Consider the following 18,743-nt stretch of genomic DNA (forward strand, 5'->3'; position numbering starts at 1 on the left):
ATTGCCCGCCGAGGGCCAAGTGATACATTAAGAGCATGAGAGGCCGCTTCTGGGCGGTGGCGTTCCTTTGCGTTGGCGCGTGCGTTTGGCGCCCGGCGAGGGCCTGCGCCGCGAACATGACTTCGGCCCAGGTCCCGACGAAGACCGGCGTGACCGGGCCGACCATTGTGGCGCCGATCAACAGCGGCGGCCCGTCCTTGCAGAACGGCCTGGGCTCCGCGGGCCTGAAGGGCACTCTGCAGAACCTGCCCGGCGTGACCTCCTTGCTGCCCTCCACCAAGAAGTCCGGCCCGGTGCAGTCGGCAGCGGATTTCTTCTCGGCCATGGGCCTGCCCTCGGTCAAGATGAATCTGCGTCAGGACTCGACCCCGCCCGCTTTGCCCGGCTCTTTGATTCCCGGCGCGGACGAGTCGCAATCGGCCTACAACAGCATGAACCCCGCTTCCCCGGCGGCTTTCGCCGTGGAGACCATGTCCGAGTACGGGCTGACGAAATCTCAGACCGCGCGCAAGGACCTGCCGGACGGGACCTTGAAGCCCGGGCCCGGCGGCGGCATGACCGCTCTGGCCCGCCAAGCTTCGAAGATGGCGGCCAAGAGCGAGGCGGTCACGGCTCAGTTGCGCGCCGCGGCCCAGCCCGGGGCGCTGGCGGCGGCGGAAGGCGCTCAAGGCTTGGGCGTGCGGCTGATGAACATCCTCACGGACGAGCACGGCAGCGACGGCTCCGGCGCCAAGCTGGCCGCGGGCGTGCGCGGGGCCCATGCGGACCCCTGGCTGACGGACGCTCCTTCGGCGGCGCGGCCGCTCGCCTCAGCCCAGCGCCCGGGCGGCGGCGCGGCTTCCGGCGCGGGCTGGGTCTATGACGTGCCCGCGATCGGCGGCGGCTATTGGCTGGCCTACCGGCAGGTCTCCGGCCCGGGCGCCGAGGCCTCGGCCGATGGGGGCGTGGGGGGGGTGGCACTCATCGCTTTGCAGGTCTCCCGGCAGAACCTGATCTTGTCGGTAGTGGACGCGCCGGCGCGCAATCTGGCTCTGCGCTTGGCCGAGGGTTCGGCTTTGGCCTTGGCCGACGAGGCGCCGGCCACCTTCGCGGCGGTGGAGACTGCCGCGGCCTTGGAGCTGCGCGACGCCGTGGCTTCACCGTCCTCCGCGCCGCAGCCCGTGCTCGTGCCGCTGGGCGCGCAGGTGCAGTCGGCCCAGACCGAGGTGTTCTCCTTCCTGCAGGCCGCGGCGGATGCTCCGGCGTCTTCGGACGAGGCCGGAGCCCAGGCCCGCCGCGCTCCGAGCGCGAGCCCCGAGGCGCCGCTGCACGCGCCGGCCGCGCCGTCCGTGCCGGACCCGCTGCTGGCCGTCAGCCTGCTGCCCTTCCTGGGCCTGCTCATCCTGCGCTCGCGGCTGTTCTCGTAAGGGCGGGCGACCCTAGCCGGACCTTCGTGTCGGGGGCGTGCTATTGACGCCTTTTTGCGGTCCCGCGCCGCGTTCGGCGCGGGACCCGCCCAGACAGGCGCAGCCTGGCTGGGCCATTCCTCGGCCCGAGACCCGCCCCTCCTGCGCCGGTATTCGTGCACCAGCAACTTGCTGGAATATGCTGGAATTCGTTGTCCGCTATTGACTTGGCTACGGTCCATGAGCACTCCTTTCCACTCGAAGTACTTTGCCTATGAGATCAGTACAGAGCTATCCGGGGAAAGTCAAAGAAGCTTGCCCGGATGTTCTCTGAGTCTCTCGGAGCGGAACCGACCTGCGACGATCCTGGGCCCGACAGGGTTCTCTGTGCGATGCTGTCCGGGGCAGGTCTGGTCGAGGAATCTTGAGATTCCGGAACAGCTGTGTCCGGACACAGTGCACCCCGCCGCAACTCGCAGGACCCATCGGGGTTGTCAACGGCCACAGCCGGTATCGCCGGCGCGGGCCAACGCCGGGATGATGTCTCTGAACAGGCTCTAAAGCCGCGCAAGCCGATTCAACGAGGCCTGCTGCCGATTTTTCGTCGGACAATCCCGACCGGAGGCTGTTTCATCAGGGCTTGTTGCGTCGCGCGACGGATTTTCCCCGGACAGGAGTGAGATCAGTATTGTGTCCCCGATCTCCCCAAACGGGGCTTGTCCCTGGGCAGGACAGCCGCTTTGAAATCCCTCTCCGCGGCCTGCTTGCGGCCCAAGGCCAGCAGGGTCCAGCCGCGCCAGCAACGCGTCTCAGGTCGGTCCAGGCCCCCCGCGATCGCCGCATCGAACAAGGGCAAGGCCTCGCGATAGCGTCCCGAACGCCGCAAGGCCTCCGCGGCATGAAGGAGGACCCTCCCCCAATTCTCGTCGAACCGCGCCAGCGAGTCCATGAGCCAGGGCGTGGTGCGCAACAAGGCCTTCCATTTGTCCCGCTGAGAGACCGCATCCCGCAGCAGAGCGGGATGGCGCTCATTGAGCCGCTGGAAGCACTGCAGGCCCGTCGGGCTGACGATCCGGTCATTCATGACGATCATCGCCATGCCTTGGGTCAGGAGCGCGCGTATGTCATTTTGCGCCTCCCAGCGCGTGAGATGGACGGCGTCCCTGGAGGCTTCGGCATACGAGGTCCGGGTCAGAGCGTTCATCGTCCAGGCTTCGGCGGATGCCAAAGCCGCGGCGCCGTGTCCCCGGTCGTAGGAGAAAAGCGCCTCGACGATCGCGTCGGCATAGATCCCGTAGGCGGCAGGCTGGGGGTGGCAATTGTCCTTGAACACCTCGAACCCGGCGATGCCGTGAGGGGCGAGCGCCTGGAAGCGCCCGGCTACGTCGGCTAGCGGCAGCCCGTGCGCCGCGGCCAGCGCGCGGATGAGCTCATTGCGCTCGGCAGTGCAGGATACGGGGTGCGGGTCTATGGCCAGGGCACGCTCATAATGACGCCGGGCCGCGCCATACTGCGCTCTGAGCTCGGCGACCGCCGCGGCGCAGTACTCCCACAGGGCGTTGGCGGGATACCGGCCGGCCAGGGCCTCCAGATAGGCCTGGGCCCCACGACCCTCGCCGCGGCGCAGGGCGTCGAGCAGTCGGATGTAAGCCCTGTCCCAGAGCATGTCGTATTCGGTCACGGGATCGTCAGGGCCGGCGAAATGATTGTCGCGATAGTTGACGGGGATGGTGCAGAGCAGCAATGGGACGCGCCGTTCTTCGGCCAGCGCGATCAGCTTGGACAAGGCCTGGGCATAGTACCGGTCCGCCTCAGCCTGGCCGCGCACCATGACCGGCGGATCCCAGCGGTCGCCGAGGGCCTCAAGGAGCCGGCTCCACGAGATCCAGCCGCTGTTGCTCCAGCGGCTCAGCCTCCGGAGGCCGAAGAACTCGCTGTTGCCGACGATGACGACGACCAGGTCCGGGCCGTAGCGCAGGATCTCCTGGCCCACCAGCAGGGTCCGGTACGCGTCGAACCCCACCATCCCGCAGTTGATGACCTCGAAGCGCAGGCCGGGGAGGACCTGCCCGAGTTTCCTGGTCAAAGCTCCTTCGGGGAATCCTTGAGCCGTCGAGGAGCCGATGATGAAGATGCGCCGGCTCTCGGGAGCCTTGAGCGCGGGGAAGGCCTTCGCCTGCATCCGAGGGCGCGCGGCCTCGTAGTAAGCCGCTCCGTCGCGCCGGATCCGGCGAAAAACCGGGGAGTACATCTCCAGGTATTGGATCCGGGCGCTGTCGCTGAACTCCGGATGTCGCGTGCCCCGATAGCGCAGGGCCGCTTCGCCGACCCCGAACGCGCAGACGGATCCCAGGGCGAGGACGATCGCCTTTTCGGCGCTGGACCGGCTCACCGTCGCCTGTGACCAGATCGCCTTCAGGCGGCCGCAGGAGCAGCCAGCCCACGTCGGTCTCTTCTCCTTGCCGCTCACTTCGGTCCCGCCGCCTATAATAACATACACGGAGATGCTGAAATCAGCGATGGATCGCCGTGTTGACATCCGGGGCCTCTTCCTCTATCCTATCTCTGCCATGAAGTGGCCTAGGTGGCGGCGTCCCGGATTGTTCCTCAGGTTCGTGCTGGTCCTGGGGGCCTTGGCGCTTTTGCCCGCGGCCTTCCTGGCCGTCGAGCTCACCGGCATCAGCCAGAGGGGCATGCAGGCCGCGGTCTTGGAGCTGCACACCAAGATGGCGGAGAAGCTCGCCGAGCAAGTCGAGGTCTTCTTCAAGGTCACCGACGACAAGCTCGCTTTCGCGCTCGCCTCTTTGCATAAGGGGATGGACTGGGAGGACAAGCGGGAGCTGCTGCGCAGCCTCATCGAGACCCAGACCGATGTCGTGGAGATCGGCATCCTCGACGCCCGGGGCCGGGAGCTCGGCAAGGTCTGCAACCCGGACCTGGGCAGCGATCCCCGCCTGCGCTCTTTCGCCTCGGCGCCGGGCTGGCGCGAGGCGGCCCGGGGCCGGCGCCGGACCCGCAGCGTGGTCCGCTATCGCGCGGAGCCCGCCCTGGAGATGTTCTATCCCGTGGGGCCTCGGGACTGGGCGCGCGTCTTGGTGTCGCTGCGCAGCCTGGAGGACCACATCGTGTCCGAGCGCATCGGAGACACTGGCTTCGCCGTGCTCCTCGACGGAAAAGGGGAGGTCCTCTTCTATCCCCGGGACCGCCTGACGCCGGCCGCCGCGGCGGGGATCTCCGTCCGGCCGGCGGTCCAGGAGGCGCTGCGGTCGCGGAGCGTGGGTTCGCGCAACGTCCCGGAGTTCGCGGGCCTGGCCTGGGTGAGCGCCTACGCGCCGGTGGCCGCCATCGGCGGCGTCGTGTTCATACTGCAGCAGCGCCAGGAGGCCTATGCCTCCGCCATCCAGATGAGGCGGGCCGCCGTGTGGGTGCTGCTTTTGGTCAGCGCGGCCGCGGTGCTGGCCGCCACCTTCCTGGCGCGGCGCCTGAGCTTGCCCGTGCTGTCATTGACCCGCGGGGCCGAGGCGGTCTCCCGGGGGGACTTCCAGGCCCGGGTGGACGTGCGGACCGGCGACGAGCTCCAGGACCTGGCCGAGACCTTCAACACCATGGCCTCCGAGCTGCACCGCTATTCGGCCTTGCAGGTGGACCGCCTGCTGGCGCAGCAGCTCAAGACCGAGGCGGTCCTCTTCTCCACCAGCGACGGCATCATCATGCTGGACGAAGAGGGGCGCGTCCAGCTGGCCAACCGGAGGGTGCGGGAGCTCCTGGGGCTCAACGCGGCCCTGCGCATCGAGGGCCGCAGCCTGCGCGAGGTCATGCCCGACTCGAGCCTGCGCGAGCTGGTCCTGCAGTCTTGCGCGGACCCCAGGCCCGACAAGTTCAAGGACATCGACCTCTCCACCGAGACCAGCCGGCGCTGTCTGCGCATCAGCGCCCTGCCGGTCGTGGCCCCGGCGACCGGCGCGGCGCTGGGCGTGGTCACCACCGTGCGCGACGTGAGCTTCGAGAAGGAGCTCGACAGGATGAAGGAGGAGTTCCTGCATTACATCACGCACGACCTGCGCAACCCGCTGACCTCGGCCATGGGCTTCGTGGACGTCCTGCTCAAGGGCACGGCGGGGGCGCTCAACCCGAGGCAGCATGACATGGTCGCCATGGTCAAGCGCTCCTGCGGCCATCTGATGGGCATGGTCAACAACATCCTCGATATCGCCAAGCTGGAATCGGGCCACATCCAGCCGCAGCTGCGCCCGGCCTCTCTGGCGGACATCTCCGGCCGGGCGCTGGCCCTCCTGGAGCCTCTGGCCGCGCAGAAGAGCATCAAGCTCGCGCTCGCCGCCGCCGGGGAAAGCTCGGTGGAGGCTGACGCGGCCCTCATCGAGCGCGTGGTCATCAACCTGGTGGGCAACGCGATCAAGTTCACGCCCAAGTCGGGCGCCGTCACCGTGAACGTCGTAGACGCCGGCAGCGAGGTCCGGGTCAGCGTCGCGGACACCGGGGAGGGCATCCCGTCGCGGTACCTGGACCGCATCTTCCAGAAGTTCGAGCAGGTGGCCGGCCAGAGGCATGGCGGCACCGGGCTGGGCCTGACCATCTCCAAGTATTTCGTGGAGGCGCATCTGGGACGCATCTGGGTGGAGTCGCAGGTCGGCAAGGGCTCGCGCTTCACCTTCGCCATCCCCAAGGGGCTCTCCGTGGACGGCTCCGGGACCTTGTCCGTCGACTCGGCTCCGCCGCCCCTCACGTGAACGGCCGGGTCAAGGACAGGGGAGCCTGGCAAGCGCTATAATGCCGCAACGGCGCCGGCGTGAAGACCCGGAAAGGAGAGCTCCCATGAAAGACCCCCGCAACGAGACGTTGGCCAGGCTGCTCGTGGACTATTCCACGGAGCTCAAGAAGGGCGACACCCTTTACCTGGAAGTGAAGGGCCGCGACACCCTCGAGCTGGCCAAGGACGTGCTGCGCTGCGCCACCCAAAGGGGCGCCACCACCTTCTGGTTCTACAACGACGAGTCCCTCCAGCGCCACTTCGTGCGCCACGCCGGCGAGCGGCAGTTCCGCGAGCTGGCCGCCCTGCACCTCTCCCTCATGAAGAAGGCCGACGCCTACATCGGCATCCGCGGCTCGGACAACCCCTTCGACCTGGCCGACATGCCGGCAGAGCAGATGGGCCGCATGCAGAAGATCTTCTTCCAGACCGTGCACATGCGCCAGCGCATCCCGCACACGCGCTGGGTGGTCCTGCGCTACCCCAACAACGCCATGGCCCAGCTCGCCAAGACCTCCCAGGAGGCCTTCGCGGACTTCTACTACGACGTCTGCTGCGCGGACTACCCGCGCATGGATAAGGCCATGGACCGGCTGGTGGCCCTGCTGCGCCGGACCGACAAGGTCCGCCTGACCGGCCGCGGGACCGACCTGAGCTTCTCGATCAAGGGCATCCCCGCGATCAAGTGCGCGGGCAAGCTCAACATCCCGGACGGCGAGGTCTACACGGCCCCGGTGCGCGGCTCGGTCAACGGCACGATCCGCTACAACACGCCCACCCTCCACGACGGGATCGTCTTCCACGGGGTGACCTTGACCTTCAAGGACGGCAAGGTGGTCAAGGCCTCGGCGGACGCGCACGGCGACAAGCTCAACGCCGTGCTGGACACCGACGCCGGGGCCCGCTACGTGGGCGAGTTCGCGCTCGGGGTCAACCCCTTCATCCGGGAGCCCATGCTGGACACGCTCTTCGACGAGAAGATCGCGGGCTCCTTCCACTTCACGCCCGGCGCCTGCTACGACGACGCGGACAACGGCAACAAGTCCGCCGTCCACTGGGACCTGGTCTTCATCCAGCGGCCGGAATACGGGGGCGGGGAGATGTGGTTCGACGGCAAGCTCGTGCGCAAGGACGGGGCCTTCACCGACCGGACGCTCGAGCGGCAGTTCTCCAAGGCGAACCTCGCCCCAGCCGGCCGCTAAGGCGAGGGCAGCCGCACCGCGTTCAGGCGAGCTCCCGCGGCCAAAGCCTGCTGCTCCTCCAGCGGCGCCAGCAGGCCCAGCGGCCCGCCGGGCCTGACCGCGGCGGGGCCTTCCTCCCGGAGCGCGGCTGACTTGGCGGCGAAGGCAGCCAGGATGTAGCCCCAGCGCAGGGGATTGCCGCGCAGCAAGGACCGGGGGACCACGGCGCGTATGGTCATGCGGGAAAGGTCTGCGGACACCGGGATTTGGGCCAGCACCGCCGGCGCGCCCTCGGGGATGGCGCGCAGCAGGACGCCGCCTGAGGGGCCCAGGCTCAGAGCGTACTCCCAGCAGTCGCGGTTGGCCGCGAAAGAGCCGCGGCCTTCGAGCAGCGCCGGGCTGCCGGCTCCCGGGACGTGGTTGATGTCCATGTAGGCGTCCAGGACCAGCCGGCCCAGCGCGGCCGACGGGGTCCGGGTCGAGACGTCGATGGCCGCCATGTGGAAGGTGAAGGCCACGGAGGCGGCGTCCCAGTCCAGGCGCAGGCCCAGGATATGCCAGGGCTCGGCCGAGACTCCCTTCTCCGGTCCGCGGCTGAGGCTGCCGAAGGGGTTCTGGAAGGAAAGCCAGCCGGGCCCTTGCTCGGTGCGCAGATCCGTGGAGACCTCCTCGCCCGCGGCCGCGGTCCCGGTGGAGGCTTGGGGGCTCGCGAAGGAGGCGTAGAGGCGTCCCGGTACGGTCACCTTGAGGCGGCGGTACACGTTCATGAGATGCCGGCGCAGATCCCGGTCCGCGGCCGCGGCGTTGCCGGCCATGGTCCCGGACAGGATGCGGTAGTAGCGGTTGGCTTGCGCCGCGTAGAGGGCGTCGGCGGCGTTCTCCAGCGCCTTGATGTCCGCGGTCCCGGAATTCTGATAGCGCCGCAAGGCCGCAGCCGTGTCCTGATAGGCCTTCCAGGCCGCCTCGGCGGCCGGAGTGGCCGGCCTCGGGTCCGGACCCCAGCCGGGCCAGTCCTGGCTGTGGGCAGGTTCGACCGCGGGGTTCTCGGCCAGGTACTCGGAGGCCGTCTGCCAGCGCCAGTTGGGATGCTTGTCCACGAATTCCTTGAGCGAGGACACCATTGCGCCGCGCGGCACCAGGCCGGATGCCTCGTCGAGCACGATGAGGGCCGGCTGAGCGGGCAGCAGGGGGTCGGACTGGCCCGCGGCTTCGAGCTCCGCGGCAGCGGGGGGCTTCTCTTCGGAGCGCGGAGCCGTGAAGGGCAGCCAAGGAGCGCCTGCCTCGGCGCGCGCTTGGGCGTCGCCCACGCCGACCCAGGAGATGCCCATGGCCTGGAAGGCCGACGCCAGGCCCTGCGCTGCGGCTCCGCCCGCGGGCACGAAGCCCGCCGGAGCCGTGCTCAGGACGGCGCGGAATTTCTCGCGCGCCACGGCGAGGGGGTCCAAGACATGGCGCAGGTCGCTTGCCGCCGGTCCTCCGGCCACCAAGGCCAGGAGGGGGTCTCCGGGGATGCGCATGGCCAGCTCCAGGCGGCCGGTGCTCAGCGCCGGAGCCAGGGCCTCGCGGACCTCGGCGGTGAGCATGCCGGGAGTCAATGCCAAGGTGAGCTTGGGCTCCGGGGCGGAGCCCAGCGCCTTGGCCAAAGCCTGCCATTGGGAGAAGTCCTCGGCCGGCACGGCCAAGAGGACCACGGAGGCTTGTTCGTCCCAAGCCGCGAGCCGGCCGGGCCAGAGCAGGCAAGCCGCCAGCAGCAGAGCCCTCACTTCACCGTCCTCACGGAAACGGGCTTGCCGCCGGGGGCGGTCTCGGCGCGCGCCTCGGGGTCGGGCGTGGTCTGGCCGTCCACCAGGAAGAGGTAGTGGTAGGCGCCGGGAGGCAGGGGCAGCATGATCTCCCAGGAGCCGCCCGCGGCGCGGGAGAGCAGGAGGGTCCCGGCCTTCCAGCCGTTGAAGTCTCCGATGAGGTCCACGGCCTTGGCCTTGGGCGCGCGCAGGCGGAACTCGGCGAAGCGCAGGTCCTGCTCGGGAGGGGAGTGGAAGTCGCCGCGGTGGTCTAGGAACCTGACCTGGATGGGGCGGATGGTGGCCGGCGCTGCGCCGGTCAGGAAGTCATAGTAGGACTGCAGAGCGCGCAGGAGCACGGCCGAGGGGACCACTGTGACCGCGCCGATGAGGCCGACCACGAGCCAGAAGGCCCATTTGCGGCTGCCGAAGCGGTCTTGCACCGCACCAATCTTATTACTTTGGGCGGGAACTGTCTAACTAGTCCTCGTTGGGAGAGCAGACGGACGGGGAGTTGCGCTGGGTGCACATGCCGTAGCCCACGCTGCCGGAGGTGGCGCAAACGGACGGGGGTGCGCTAGGTTTTGGCGGCGAAGCGCTGCTGGAGCTCGCGCAGCGCGGCCTCGATCTCCGCGACTCTGGCTTCGAGCCGGGCGACGCGGTCGGGCGCTGGCTCCGCCGGCGCCGGGGGCTGCGCGGCCGGGGCCTGGGGCTCTTGCTGCGGCGCGTTCTCGGTGAAGAGCTGCTGGTAGCGGGATTCCTTCTGTCCGGGCTGGCGGGGCAGGCGGCTGATGATGGCGCCGTCCACGCGGCTGGCGAGCGCCGCCATGAGGGCTTCGACTTCGACCGTGCTTTCGAACTCGCAGAGGCGTTCGGCGCGGGTCTTGATCTCGCCCGGCGTCTGGGGGCCTCTCAGGAGCAGGATGCAGATGGCGCCTATGGTCTTGGGGTCTTCAGTGGCGAGCAGGACGTCGATGTGGTGGCTGTACTTGGCGGCGCGGGCGCCGGCTTCGTGGATCCGGCCGGCGAATTTCCTTTCCACCAGGCCGGTGAGGGCTTTTTCGACTTCGGAATGGCCGAGGGTCATGACCGGGTCGCGGGAGGTCTTTTGGTTGCAGGCGGTGACCACGGAGTTGAGGGTGAGGGGGTAGAGCTCCGGGGTGGTGAGGGATTTCTCCACCAGAGAGCCGAGGATGCGGGCTTCGATGGGGCTGAGTTGGTCGGGCATGAGGGGATTCTAGCGTTAGTCGCGGCGCAGTGCAATGGGCGGGGCGCGGCGGGTGGCGCCGGAGGGGCCAGCTCTCCCTACGTCAGCCGGATGGCCCTGCGCACGCAGTCCAATATCTCCCCGGAAAGCGCGGGCTTGGGGAGATAGGCGTCGTAGCCGGGCACGAACCCCGGCACCGTCTCGGCCGGTTTCCTCTCACCCGCGGCGCATGCCGTCATGATGATGACCGGCACCCTCTTCTGGTTCGGGCTCGCGGGCAGCAGCGCGATGAACTCGGGCAGATCGGCGCCGCAGCCCGGCAGATCCGCCAAGCACACCACGGCCGGCCGATACCTGAGGACGGCGACCAAAGCCGCGCTCATCCGGGAGGATACGATGACCCTGAAGCCTTGCCCCGCCAGGACCTCCCTCAGGAAGACCAGCAAGTCCGGGTCATTGCCCACCAGGAGGACCGGGCCGTTCTTCCGCGGCGCTCCCTGGCTGCGGGGCTCGGTGTCGGGCGATCCCGGCAGATCCTCCGGCAAGTCCCCGATGCCGCGGCCATGGTGCTTTCTGGACATCCGAGGAGTTTAGCAGGAGAACGCCCGGATTACCAGTGCTGGAGCGTCCTGGAGCCGCGGCGGCTTTTGGTATCATAGCCCTCATGACCTGGCTGCCCCTCATAGTCGCCGCCGGCCTCGCCCGCGCCCAGGTCCCCGCCGCGCCGCCCGCGATCTCCACGGCCGCCTTCGCCGAAGCCGACCGACTCTACTTCCACCGCCACCAGGCCCGGAACCTCGAAGACTCCATATCCGCCTTGGAAGCCCGGCTCCAGGCCTCCCCCGACCAGCCCGCCGTACTCTGGCGCCTCGGCCGCAGCCTCGTGCGCCTGGGCGAGCGCCGGGACGCCAAGCCCGACAAGCTCGCCGACTACACCCGGGCCGAGGCCTTGCTGAAGAAGGCCGTTGCGCTTGCGCCCCGTGAGCCCCAGGCCCACTTTTGGCTCGGCATAGCCATGGGCCGGCGCGGGCAGGTCCGCGGCATCCTGCGCTCGCTCTTCCTCGTCGGGCCCATGCGCCGGGAGATGCGCACCGTGCTCCAGCTCGACCCCCAGAGCGGAGGCCCGCACCACGTCCTGGGCGAGATGCTCATGGAGATCCCCGCGATCGCGGGCGGGGACAAGAAGGAAGGGGTGCGGGAATTGGAGCTTGCGGCCCGGCTGGAGCCCGACTACTCGCCGCACTTCACGGCTCTGGCCGAAGCCTATATCGCTGTGGGGGAAAAAGCCAAGGCCAAGGCCGCGCTCGAGCACGTCGCCGCCATCCGCAGTCCCGCCGACCCCGGGGAATACGAGGAGAACGTCCAGGAGGCCCGGGACCTGCTCAAGCAGCTGGAGAAGTGATCAGGCCCTCTTCTCGAACGGCAGGGGCACGGGCGTCTCCACCCCGTCCTTGTAGAAGACCCCGCGCTTGAGCTCCAAGGTCGCGGGCTTGTCCGCGCCGGGCTTGAGCGCCGCCACCTTGAAGCCCGTCCCGGGCGCGCCGTAGAGCGCGGCCAAGGCTTCCCCGAAGTCCATCCGCGCCGTGGCGCGGCCTGCGATGGCGGTCAGCATGTCGCCGACGCGCAATCCCGCTTTCTCCGCGCTGCGCCCCGGGATCACGAGGGTCACCTCGAAGACGCGGCCGGCCTCGGTGTCCTTGGTCTTGATCCAGAGCCCGGCTCCGGCCGGGTAGAACTGCGGCGGCTCCGTCACCGCGATCGGCTCGGTCAATTCCAGGCGCAGGCGCACGTCGGGCTCCAGGATGCGGGCGCTGCGGCGCTTCTTCTTCTGGTCCAGGCTCACCGGCTCGCCCATGACCAAGCTCCCGCCCGGGCTCACCTTGAGCAGAGGCTGTTTGCCGGCGGCGTCCGTCAGGCGGGCGGAGATGGGGATGATATGCCCTCCCGCCAAGGACGCCTTGAAGAAATGGATGCGCACGGACCGTACTCCATCGGACTCGCTCGTGTGCAGGACTTTGCCCCAGACCGTGCTGCGCGGGGGCAGACAGAGGAAGTCCAGGCTCGCGTCGCTGGCCACGGCCATGGTCACCTCGCCGGCGAGGATGTCGCCTGTGCCCACCGTGTAGGGCAGGCCGTCCGGAAAGCGCATCCAAAGGACCTGTTTTGCCGGGACGTTGACCTGCAAAGACGGCGCCCGGGCCAGGACCGCCTGCGCGGACTGGGCGGCGCCTGCCAGCAGGCTGTCCTTGAGCACGGCCTCGCGCGCCGAGATGTCCTGCGGGCCGCGCACGAAGGCCGGTTCTTCTCCCGGGAAACGGGACTGCAGGTCCACCACCTGCAGGCCGCGCCGCGCCACGGCCCGGAGCCGCAGAGCGGGGTCCCAGCCGAGCCAGGCCTGCGCGGCGTCGCCGCGCGAACGGACGGGCGCGCCGTTGAGGAATGCCAGACGGTCCCGGGCTTGAAGGCCCAGCGTCCCGGCTTCGGAGCCGGGCAGGACCGCGAGCGCCTCAGCCGAGTCCTCCCCGTCGCGCAGGAAGGTCCCCAAAGCGGTCAGCGAGCCGACGGAGGCCACGGGGCCGCCGTCCCTCGTCCCGGAAGGCGCGGGCGCCGGCGGAGCGTCGGGCATCGGCACGGCGGCGGGGTGCAGCGGCAGAGCCGGGGCGGACGCCGCCTCCTGTGGAACGGCCTTGGCCGGGGGGCGCTTCGTCTGGGCCGGCAAGGGCTTGCGCGCGGCTGGGGCGGGCCGTTGGCGGATGCTCACCTTGCGTGCCGGGCGTGCCGGCGCGTCGTCGGCCGGGCCGGCCTGGATCGACGGGGCCGTGCCGGAGTCCGTCGGTGCGCCGCCTGCGGCCCAGGCGGGCGCCAGGGCCAGCAGGAGGCTTGCGGCGAACACGATCCGCGGCAACGCTGATGGGGTGTTCATTGCGAGGCCTCCGTCGCGGCCGGGGTCTTGGCTTTGCCCTTGCGCTTCGGCTTCGCCGCCGGGGCGGACGGTGCCTGCGCACCCTCCACGGACGGGCCCAGGCCCGTCGGCGACTGCTCCGCGGCCTGCTTGGTCAGCAGCGCCGTCGCTTGCGCCAAGAGCTTGCGCCGCTGCGCCGCCACCTCTCCCACCGCCTGAGCCAGCCCTTCGTCGGCGGGCAGATTGGCGGCGACGGCGTCGAGCAGGACCAAGCCATCGCCAGCGGCTTTGGCCAGCTTCTCGGCTTGTTGGCGCGTCGCGGAGAAGCAGGAAGCGGAGCTCAAAGAGCCGATGCGCGCGATGAGGGGCTGCAGCATGGCCAAGCGCGCCAGCGGAGCCTTCTCGGCCCGGGCCGCGCTCAGGTCCTCGGCGAAGGCCGCGCCCCAGAGTTCGTCGGCGCGCACCGCGGGCAGGTCCGCCTCCGCGAGGCCGGCGGCCTCGGCGGTCTTGCCGCAGCGAGCCTCCGGGTCGGCTTCCAGGACGGCCAAGCCCCGGGCCAGGTCCTCGGCGGCCGAGGCGAAAGCGCAGGCGCGGCGGTGCGAGGCCGCCGACCGCATGAGCGCGGCGAAGGCCTGCTGGTCCGCGGCGTGGCGCGAGATCAGCGCATGCTGCCGGCGCAGGCCGGCCAGGATGTGGTCGCAGCCGGCCGGAAGCGAGCGCGCCAGGGCCATGGCCGCCTCGGTGCGCTCGAGGGTGTAGGCGCAGGCCTCGGGCGTGGAGTCGGCCGCCGCTTTCATGACCGCGACCATGAGCTGGGCGAACGACGACGCGTCGCGATCGGCCTGCTCGCGATGCTTGCGGACCGTGGCCAAGAGTTCGCGGTATTGGGCTTTGGCGCCGGCCGCCTCGGCCAGCGACTCCTCCAGCTTGGGATAGGCGGCCGCCGCCTCCGGGAAAGCGCAGGACAGAGCCCGGCCGTCCGCGGCGGCGAGCTTGAGCAGGGCCAGCTCGAAGTCCTTGGCCACGGGCACGGCGATGGTGTCGGCGACGGAGGCGCCCGAGGGCGCGGAGATGACCGAGTGGAAGGTGAACGGGTTGGAGTCCTCCAGCTGGAGGCGTCGGGAGAAGGTGTAGGGCCCGCCGTTGCCGCGCTTGACCGTGCGGCTCTCCACGTCGCGCAGGCCGCCCGGGGTCTCCCGGTAGGTCGCCTCCTCGACTGCGACCGTCTGCTTGGCCGGGAGGCCGTCGATCCAGTAGGCCCCGCTCAAGGTCACGGCGTCGCCGAGCTCGTGCTGGTTGAGCGCCGCGGGCTTCTCCAGGTGCAGCTTCGCCGAGGTGAGCTCGGGCGCGGCCGCGGGCGGGGGCGCGGCTTGGACCACGGCTTCGAGCTCGGCGACGAGCCCGGGGCGGCCGCGCAGCAACGCCGCCACCGTCTCCAGGTCGCGCAGGTCGCGCAGGAGCGTCGTCTTCTTTTCCAGTTCGGAGACCTGGCGGCGGATGCGGGCCAGGGCGTGGTAGCGGCGCTGGTCAATGAGATAGCGCGTCAGGTCGGCGCGCAGTTGCTCCGAGGCCACGCCGGAGCGGCAGTCGTCGGCCAGGCGCGAGGAGATGTCGATCCGATAGCGGTCGTTGAAATAGGCCGTGAGATGGGCCGCGGCCCGGGGCTCGGGCCGGATGCCGGCGAGGACTTGGTCGAAATAGGCCTGGGCCAGCGGCGCGGCGTCGACCATGATGTCGGCGCGGGTGCGCGCCGCGAAGGCCTTGCCCCAAGGGGTGTCGAAGAGGTGGGGCCCGGCGAGGACCGGCAGGGTCGACGCGTCCGCGGATTCGTCCTGAAGGCCGGCGAGGGCCGTCCAATCGTGGTGATAGGCCTCCAGCGCTTCGAGCAAGGCGTGCAGCGGGGCGGTCATCAGGCTCTCGGCGGGCAGGTCGCCCAGGGCCAAGAACGGGAGGGGGCCGGCCGGAGCCAGCGCAAGGCCGGCCTTGAGCCGCTGAAAGGCCTCGGAGAACTGCTGGACGTTCTTCGTGCTGCGCAGGAGGGCCTCCAAGGATTTCCAGACGACGACCTGGAGGCGGTAGGTCCCGGGCTCTCCTTGCAGGATGACGGCGCCGTGCGCCCTGAGGGCCGCGAGACCGTCGGCGCCGAAAGCATCGGCGAGCCATTCGCCGGGCCACGGGGAGGCCGCCTTCGGTTTAGGAGCGCTGCTCTCCTGGACCGCGGGCGCCGGCGCTGGCGCGCTGGCGGGGGACGACGGCTCCTGGGCCGTGGCGTAGGTCAGCAGGATGGAGCAAAGGCCGGCGGTCAGTGATATCGTCATAGCTGGTAGTGCGCAGCCGCGGCCTCGATCGACTGGATGATCGCCTGGGCCGAATGCAGGGCTTCAGGCTTCTCGGCGAGCTCGGGCAGGGAGGTCTTCAGGCGCTCCGCGGCGGATTGCAGGCTGCGCAGGTCCCCGCTCAGGCGCTGGCGCAGGCGTTCCTGCGCCTGCGCGAAGTCTGCGACGAGGTCCTGGTGCGTGTCGAGCTTGCGGATGCGCACCGGGACCGAGAGATTGCCGTTGCCGATGCGGGCCATGGCCGCGGAGAGGACGCGCAGGGGGCCGGCGTAGCGGTGGGACCAGATCAAAGCGACGAAGGAACTGGCCAATACGGCGATCAGCGAACTGATGATGATGGGGCCCCGGAGGGTCTGCCAGACCCAGTCCAGGGAATGGAAGATCTGGTGGGAGGCCTGGGATGCCTCGGCTAGCCCATGGAAGACGCTGTAGGTGACCAAGAAGATGCTCGCCACCACCAAGAGCAGGACCGTGGCCACCATCTGGAGCTGGAGAGGGGGGTCGATCCAGAAGCTGCGGCGTTTCTGGCTTGTCATGGCCGGTATCCTAACAAGAGAGAGAGGTATTGTCAATCGTGAACATTTGCGGCAGGGGTGAACCTACAGCGTCTTGCTGAAGAACTCCGTGAGCCGCCGGTCGTACTCCGGCCCCGCCAGCTCGCGGCACTTGCCGTGAGAGGCCCCCGGTATCATCCAGAGCTCCTTGGGCTCCCGGGCCGCGGCGTAGAGCGCGCCCACGTCGTCGGGCGGCATGAGCCGGTCCTCGGCCCCGCTGATGAACAGGACCGGCCGGGGCGCCACGCGGGAGATGAAGCGTATGGGGCTGTAGCTGTCCACGTCTTCCCGGCCCACGCGCAGCCGCAGGAACCAGAGCACGATCATCATCAATGGGAAATAGGGGATGCGCAGGTTGTTCCAGGCCCAGCGCCTGACCACCTGCCGGTAGTCGGTGAACGGGCTCTCCAACACCACGGCCTTGACCTCCGGCTGCTCATGCGCGGCCATGGCGGCCACGGCCGCGCCCATGGAAAGGCCGAAGACGCCCAGGCGCTTGAGGCATTGGGGCCGCTGCCGGCGCAGGTAAGCCATGGCTGCCTGGAAATCCAGCACCTCCAGGCAGCCGATGGTGGTGATATCCCCGCCGCTCTCGCCGTGGGAACGGTTGTCGAAGTAGAGCAGGTTGAAGCCGCCGACGGAGTTGAGGAAACGGGTGCCGGCGAGGAGCTCTCCCTTGTTGTCGCCCCAGCCGTGGCACATGAGCACGGTGCGCTCGTCGCCGGTGGGCGAGGGCAGGAACCAGCCCTTGAGGGTCAGGCCGTCCGAGGTCGAGAAGGAGACTTTCTCGTAAGCGAGCCCGAAATGCTCAGGGAAGACCGCCAGGGGGCTCATCTTCGGGGGATGGAGGATGAGCCCGGCGCCCCACCAGCCGAAACCCAAAGCCACGGCGGCCAGGCACAGCGCGGCGCCGCCGAGCACCCAGAGCATCATGGCAAGACCCGGACCTCAACGGCCGAGGGGCGCAGGCGGCGCAGCAGCCGCGCGGCCGTGGCCCGGCCCGCCGGCCGCCAGTCCGGCGCGATGTCGCAGACCGGGGCCAGCGCGAAGGCGCGCCGGGCCGCGCCGGGATGGGGCACCGACAGCCAGCGGCACTTGAGGCGGCGGCCGGCGTAGTCCAGGATGTCTATGTCGAGCGGCCGCGCCGACCAGCGCGGGCCCGGCCGTCTGCCGGCCAGGGCTTCAAGCCTCTTGAGCTCGACCAGAAGGCCCATGGGAGACAGCGCCGTGCGGTAGCGCACGGCCAGGTTCAGGAAGCGCCGGCGGCTGGGGCCCAGGGGGGCCGTGTCGTAGAGGCGGGAGCGCGCCAAGACCTTGCCGCCGCGCAGTCCGCCCAGGCGCAGCAGGGCGCGGCGCAGATACTCCCGCCGTCGGCCCAGGTTGGCGCCCAGCAGGAGCAGGCAATCAGGCATCGGTCTTGGGCGCGGCCCGGCGGACCCCTTCCTTCGCAGTCCGATACAAGTGGAGCAGGCCCCAGAGCGCGAGGAGGCAGAAGCCCAGCGCGGCCAGGTTTCCGACCCAGCCCTCGAAAACGCCCATGGCGTAAGGCGCGCGTTCGTAGCCGAAGTCCTTTAGGGTCCGGGAGGTGAAGAGCACGGCCAAACCGGCGCGCAGCTTGGGCCACAGCCCCCCTTCGTAGACCAGCAAGGTCCACAGCAGCCAATAGAGGGCTCCGATGACGACCAGGCACACGATGCAGACCCCGCCGAGTTGGACCGGGTCGAAGCCAGGCTCCTCCGGATCGTCCTCGTCGCGCAAGAACGCGAGCAGCCCTTCCCAGAGTCCGAGGGCCAGCCGCTTGAGCTCTGCCATCGGATCACCTGGCCGAGAACAGGTCCGGCATGTCGTAGAGCCCGGGTCTCTTGCCGGACACCCAGAGCGCGGCGCGCAGGGCTCCCTGCGCGAACACGTCCCGCGATTGGGCGCGGTGGGTCAGCTCCAGGCGCTCGCAGGGGCCGGCCAAGGTCACGGTGTGGTCTCCTACCACGTCGCCTACCCTCTGAGACGCGATGGCCGGCGCGGCGCCGCGGCGGACTTCCATCACGATGCGGGCCAGGCGCAAGGCCGTGCCGGAGGGGGCGTCCTTCTTGCGGCTGTGGTGGGTCTCGCTGATGGACACCTCGTAGTCCTTGAGCAAGGACGCGGCGGAGCGCAGCAGGGCTCCCAGGGCATGGATGCCGGGGCTGAAATTCGGGGAAAGGAATACCGGGATGCGGCGGCTGGCGGCCCGGAGTTGGGCGAGCTGGACCTGGTTGAAGCCGGTCGCGCCGATGATCGCGGGCTTGCGCGCGGTCGCGGCCAGGCCGGCGAAGCGCACCGCCGCTTCGGGGGCGGAGAAATCCACGAGCACGTCGGCCTGGGCGAGGGCCTTGGGGAGGCTTTCCGGCTGGCTGAGGCCCGCGCCCTTCCTGCGGTCCACCAAGGCGGTCACCTGGAAGCGTCCGTCCTCGGCGGCCAGGGCGGCCACGCGCCGGCCCATGCGGCCGGCAGCACCGGTCACGACGAGGCGCAGGGGCTTTTTCATCAACGCCGCCCATTATACCATTCAATGAGCGCCCGGCGGCTGTATGCCGGGCGCCACCGCCCAGACACGAAGTGTCTGGGCGGAAGAACCACATCGGCCCGCGTG

General features: G+C 69.8%; 16 protein-coding genes. 4 read left to right on the plus strand and 12 right to left on the minus strand.

Features of this window, described 5'->3' with window-relative positions; genetic code table 11:
• The first annotated feature begins 116 nt into the window (after window positions 1–116).
• Window positions 117–1,406: a hypothetical protein gene (locus tag NTY77_08825; protein ID MCX5795581.1), complete on the plus strand. Its 1,290-nt coding sequence runs from the start codon at window positions 117–119 to the stop codon at window positions 1,404–1,406.
• A 661-nt stretch (window positions 1,407–2,067) separates the two neighbouring features.
• On the opposite strand, the gene NTY77_08830 is transcribed toward NTY77_08825, so the two are convergent.
• A complete protein-coding gene (locus NTY77_08830) occupies window positions 2,068–3,924 on the minus strand; it encodes a hypothetical protein (GenBank protein MCX5795582.1) in 1,857 nt (618 codons plus the stop codon).
• Window positions 3,925–3,955: 31 nt separating this feature from the next.
• On the opposite strand from NTY77_08830, the gene NTY77_08835 reads away from it, so the two are divergent.
• Complete coding sequence (locus NTY77_08835) at window positions 3,956–6,133, plus strand: ATP-binding protein (GenBank protein MCX5795583.1); 2,178 nt, start codon at window positions 3,956–3,958, stop codon at window positions 6,131–6,133.
• Between the two features lie 85 nt (window positions 6,134–6,218).
• Entirely contained in the window at window positions 6,219–7,355 is a 1,137-nt protein-coding gene (locus NTY77_08840) for an aminopeptidase (protein ID MCX5795584.1), read from the plus strand.
• Here NTY77_08840 and NTY77_08845 read toward each other — a convergent pair.
• The 4 genes from NTY77_08845 to NTY77_08860 form a co-directional block, all read right to left on the minus strand.
• Window positions 7,352–9,097 carry a hypothetical protein gene (locus tag NTY77_08845; protein MCX5795585.1) on the minus strand — a complete coding sequence of 582 codons (1,746 nt, stop codon included), beginning with the start codon at window positions 9,095–9,097 and terminating at the stop codon, window positions 7,352–7,354. The genes NTY77_08840 and NTY77_08845 overlap by 4 nt on opposite strands.
• Entirely contained in the window at window positions 9,094–9,558 is a 465-nt protein-coding gene (locus tag NTY77_08850; protein ID MCX5795586.1) for a hypothetical protein, read from the minus strand. Before NTY77_08850 ends, NTY77_08845 begins: the two co-directional genes overlap by 4 nt.
• Window positions 9,559–9,692: 134 nt before the next feature.
• Window positions 9,693–10,343 (minus strand): YceH family protein, encoded by a 651-nt coding sequence (locus NTY77_08855; protein ID MCX5795587.1) that lies wholly within the window; start codon window positions 10,341–10,343, stop codon window positions 9,693–9,695.
• A gap of 77 nt (window positions 10,344–10,420) precedes the next feature.
• Window positions 10,421–10,903 (minus strand): hypothetical protein, encoded by a 483-nt coding sequence (locus NTY77_08860; protein ID MCX5795588.1) that lies wholly within the window; start codon window positions 10,901–10,903, stop codon window positions 10,421–10,423.
• An 83-nt stretch (window positions 10,904–10,986) separates the two neighbouring features.
• Between NTY77_08860 and NTY77_08865 the strand changes: the two genes are divergently transcribed.
• Window positions 10,987–11,724 carry a hypothetical protein gene (locus tag NTY77_08865; GenBank protein ID MCX5795589.1) on the plus strand — a complete coding sequence of 246 codons (738 nt, stop codon included), beginning with the start codon at window positions 10,987–10,989 and terminating at the stop codon, window positions 11,722–11,724.
• On the opposite strand, the gene NTY77_08870 is transcribed toward NTY77_08865, so the two are convergent.
• The 7 genes from NTY77_08870 to NTY77_08900 all read right to left on the minus strand — a co-directional run bounded on the left by NTY77_08870 (window position 11,725) and on the right by NTY77_08900 (window position 18,638).
• Window positions 11,725–13,245 carry a PDZ domain-containing protein gene (locus NTY77_08870; protein ID MCX5795590.1) on the minus strand — a complete coding sequence of 507 codons (1,521 nt, stop codon included), beginning with the start codon at window positions 13,243–13,245 and terminating at the stop codon, window positions 11,725–11,727. It abuts the gene before it with no gap.
• Window positions 13,242–15,542 carry a hypothetical protein gene (locus NTY77_08875; GenBank protein MCX5795591.1) on the minus strand — a complete coding sequence of 767 codons (2,301 nt, stop codon included), beginning with the start codon at window positions 15,540–15,542 and terminating at the stop codon, window positions 13,242–13,244. The genes NTY77_08870 and NTY77_08875 overlap by 4 nt, the downstream gene beginning before the upstream one ends.
• A complete protein-coding gene (locus NTY77_08880; protein ID MCX5795592.1) occupies window positions 15,539–16,096 on the minus strand; it encodes a hypothetical protein in 558 nt (185 codons plus the stop codon). The genes NTY77_08875 and NTY77_08880 overlap by 4 nt, the downstream gene beginning before the upstream one ends.
• A gap of 63 nt (window positions 16,097–16,159) precedes the next feature.
• Window positions 16,160–17,047 carry an alpha/beta hydrolase gene (locus NTY77_08885; GenBank protein MCX5795593.1) on the minus strand — a complete coding sequence of 296 codons (888 nt, stop codon included), beginning with the start codon at window positions 17,045–17,047 and terminating at the stop codon, window positions 16,160–16,162.
• Window positions 17,044–17,526, minus strand: a complete 483-nt coding sequence (gene folK / locus NTY77_08890; GenBank protein MCX5795594.1) for a 2-amino-4-hydroxy-6-hydroxymethyldihydropteridine diphosphokinase — start codon at window positions 17,524–17,526, stop codon at window positions 17,044–17,046. Before folK ends, NTY77_08885 begins: the two co-directional genes overlap by 4 nt.
• Window positions 17,519–17,926, minus strand: a complete 408-nt coding sequence (locus NTY77_08895) for a hypothetical protein (GenBank protein ID MCX5795595.1) — start codon at window positions 17,924–17,926, stop codon at window positions 17,519–17,521. The genes folK and NTY77_08895 overlap by 8 nt, the downstream gene beginning before the upstream one ends.
• 4 nt (window positions 17,927–17,930) lie before the next feature.
• Entirely contained in the window at window positions 17,931–18,638 is a 708-nt protein-coding gene (locus tag NTY77_08900) for a 4-hydroxy-tetrahydrodipicolinate reductase (GenBank protein MCX5795596.1), read from the minus strand.
• Window positions 18,639–18,743 lie beyond the last annotated feature (105 nt).

The organism is Elusimicrobiota bacterium (genome assembly GCA_026388095.1).
Taxonomy (GTDB): domain Bacteria; phylum Elusimicrobiota; class Elusimicrobia; order UBA1565; family UBA9628; genus UBA9628.

What these genes read in the sequence shown, in the direction of transcription:
- NTY77_08855 (MCX5795587.1), bottom strand. Translation starts at nt 10,343, where the DNA reads ATGCCCGACCAACTCAGCCCCATCGAAGCCCGCATCCTCGGCTCTCTG.
- NTY77_08840 (MCX5795584.1), top strand. Translation starts at nt 6,219, where the DNA reads ATGAAAGACCCCCGCAACGAGACGTTGGCCAGGCTGCTCGTGGACTAT.
- NTY77_08885 (MCX5795593.1), bottom strand. Translation starts at nt 17,047, where the DNA reads ATGATGCTCTGGGTGCTCGGCGGCGCCGCGCTGTGCCTGGCCGCCGTG.
- NTY77_08900 (MCX5795596.1), bottom strand. Translation starts at nt 18,638, where the DNA reads ATGAAAAAGCCCCTGCGCCTCGTCGTGACCGGTGCTGCCGGCCGCATG.
- NTY77_08830 (MCX5795582.1), bottom strand. Translation starts at nt 3,924, where the DNA reads ATGTCAACACGGCGATCCATCGCTGATTTCAGCATCTCCGTGTATGTT.
- NTY77_08870 (MCX5795590.1), bottom strand. Translation starts at nt 13,245, where the DNA reads ATGAACACCCCATCAGCGTTGCCGCGGATCGTGTTCGCCGCAAGCCTC.
- NTY77_08880 (MCX5795592.1), bottom strand. Translation starts at nt 16,096, where the DNA reads ATGACAAGCCAGAAACGCCGCAGCTTCTGGATCGACCCCCCTCTCCAG.
- NTY77_08860 (MCX5795588.1), bottom strand. Translation starts at nt 10,903, where the DNA reads ATGTCCAGAAAGCACCATGGCCGCGGCATCGGGGACTTGCCGGAGGAT.
- folK (MCX5795594.1), bottom strand. Translation starts at nt 17,526, where the DNA reads ATGCCTGATTGCCTGCTCCTGCTGGGCGCCAACCTGGGCCGACGGCGG.
- NTY77_08865 (MCX5795589.1), top strand. Translation starts at nt 10,987, where the DNA reads ATGACCTGGCTGCCCCTCATAGTCGCCGCCGGCCTCGCCCGCGCCCAG.
- NTY77_08835 (MCX5795583.1), top strand. Translation starts at nt 3,956, where the DNA reads ATGAAGTGGCCTAGGTGGCGGCGTCCCGGATTGTTCCTCAGGTTCGTG.
- NTY77_08875 (MCX5795591.1), bottom strand. Translation starts at nt 15,542, where the DNA reads ATGACGATATCACTGACCGCCGGCCTTTGCTCCATCCTGCTGACCTAC.
- NTY77_08825 (MCX5795581.1), top strand. Translation starts at nt 117, where the DNA reads ATGACTTCGGCCCAGGTCCCGACGAAGACCGGCGTGACCGGGCCGACC.
- NTY77_08895 (MCX5795595.1), bottom strand. Translation starts at nt 17,926, where the DNA reads ATGGCAGAGCTCAAGCGGCTGGCCCTCGGACTCTGGGAAGGGCTGCTC.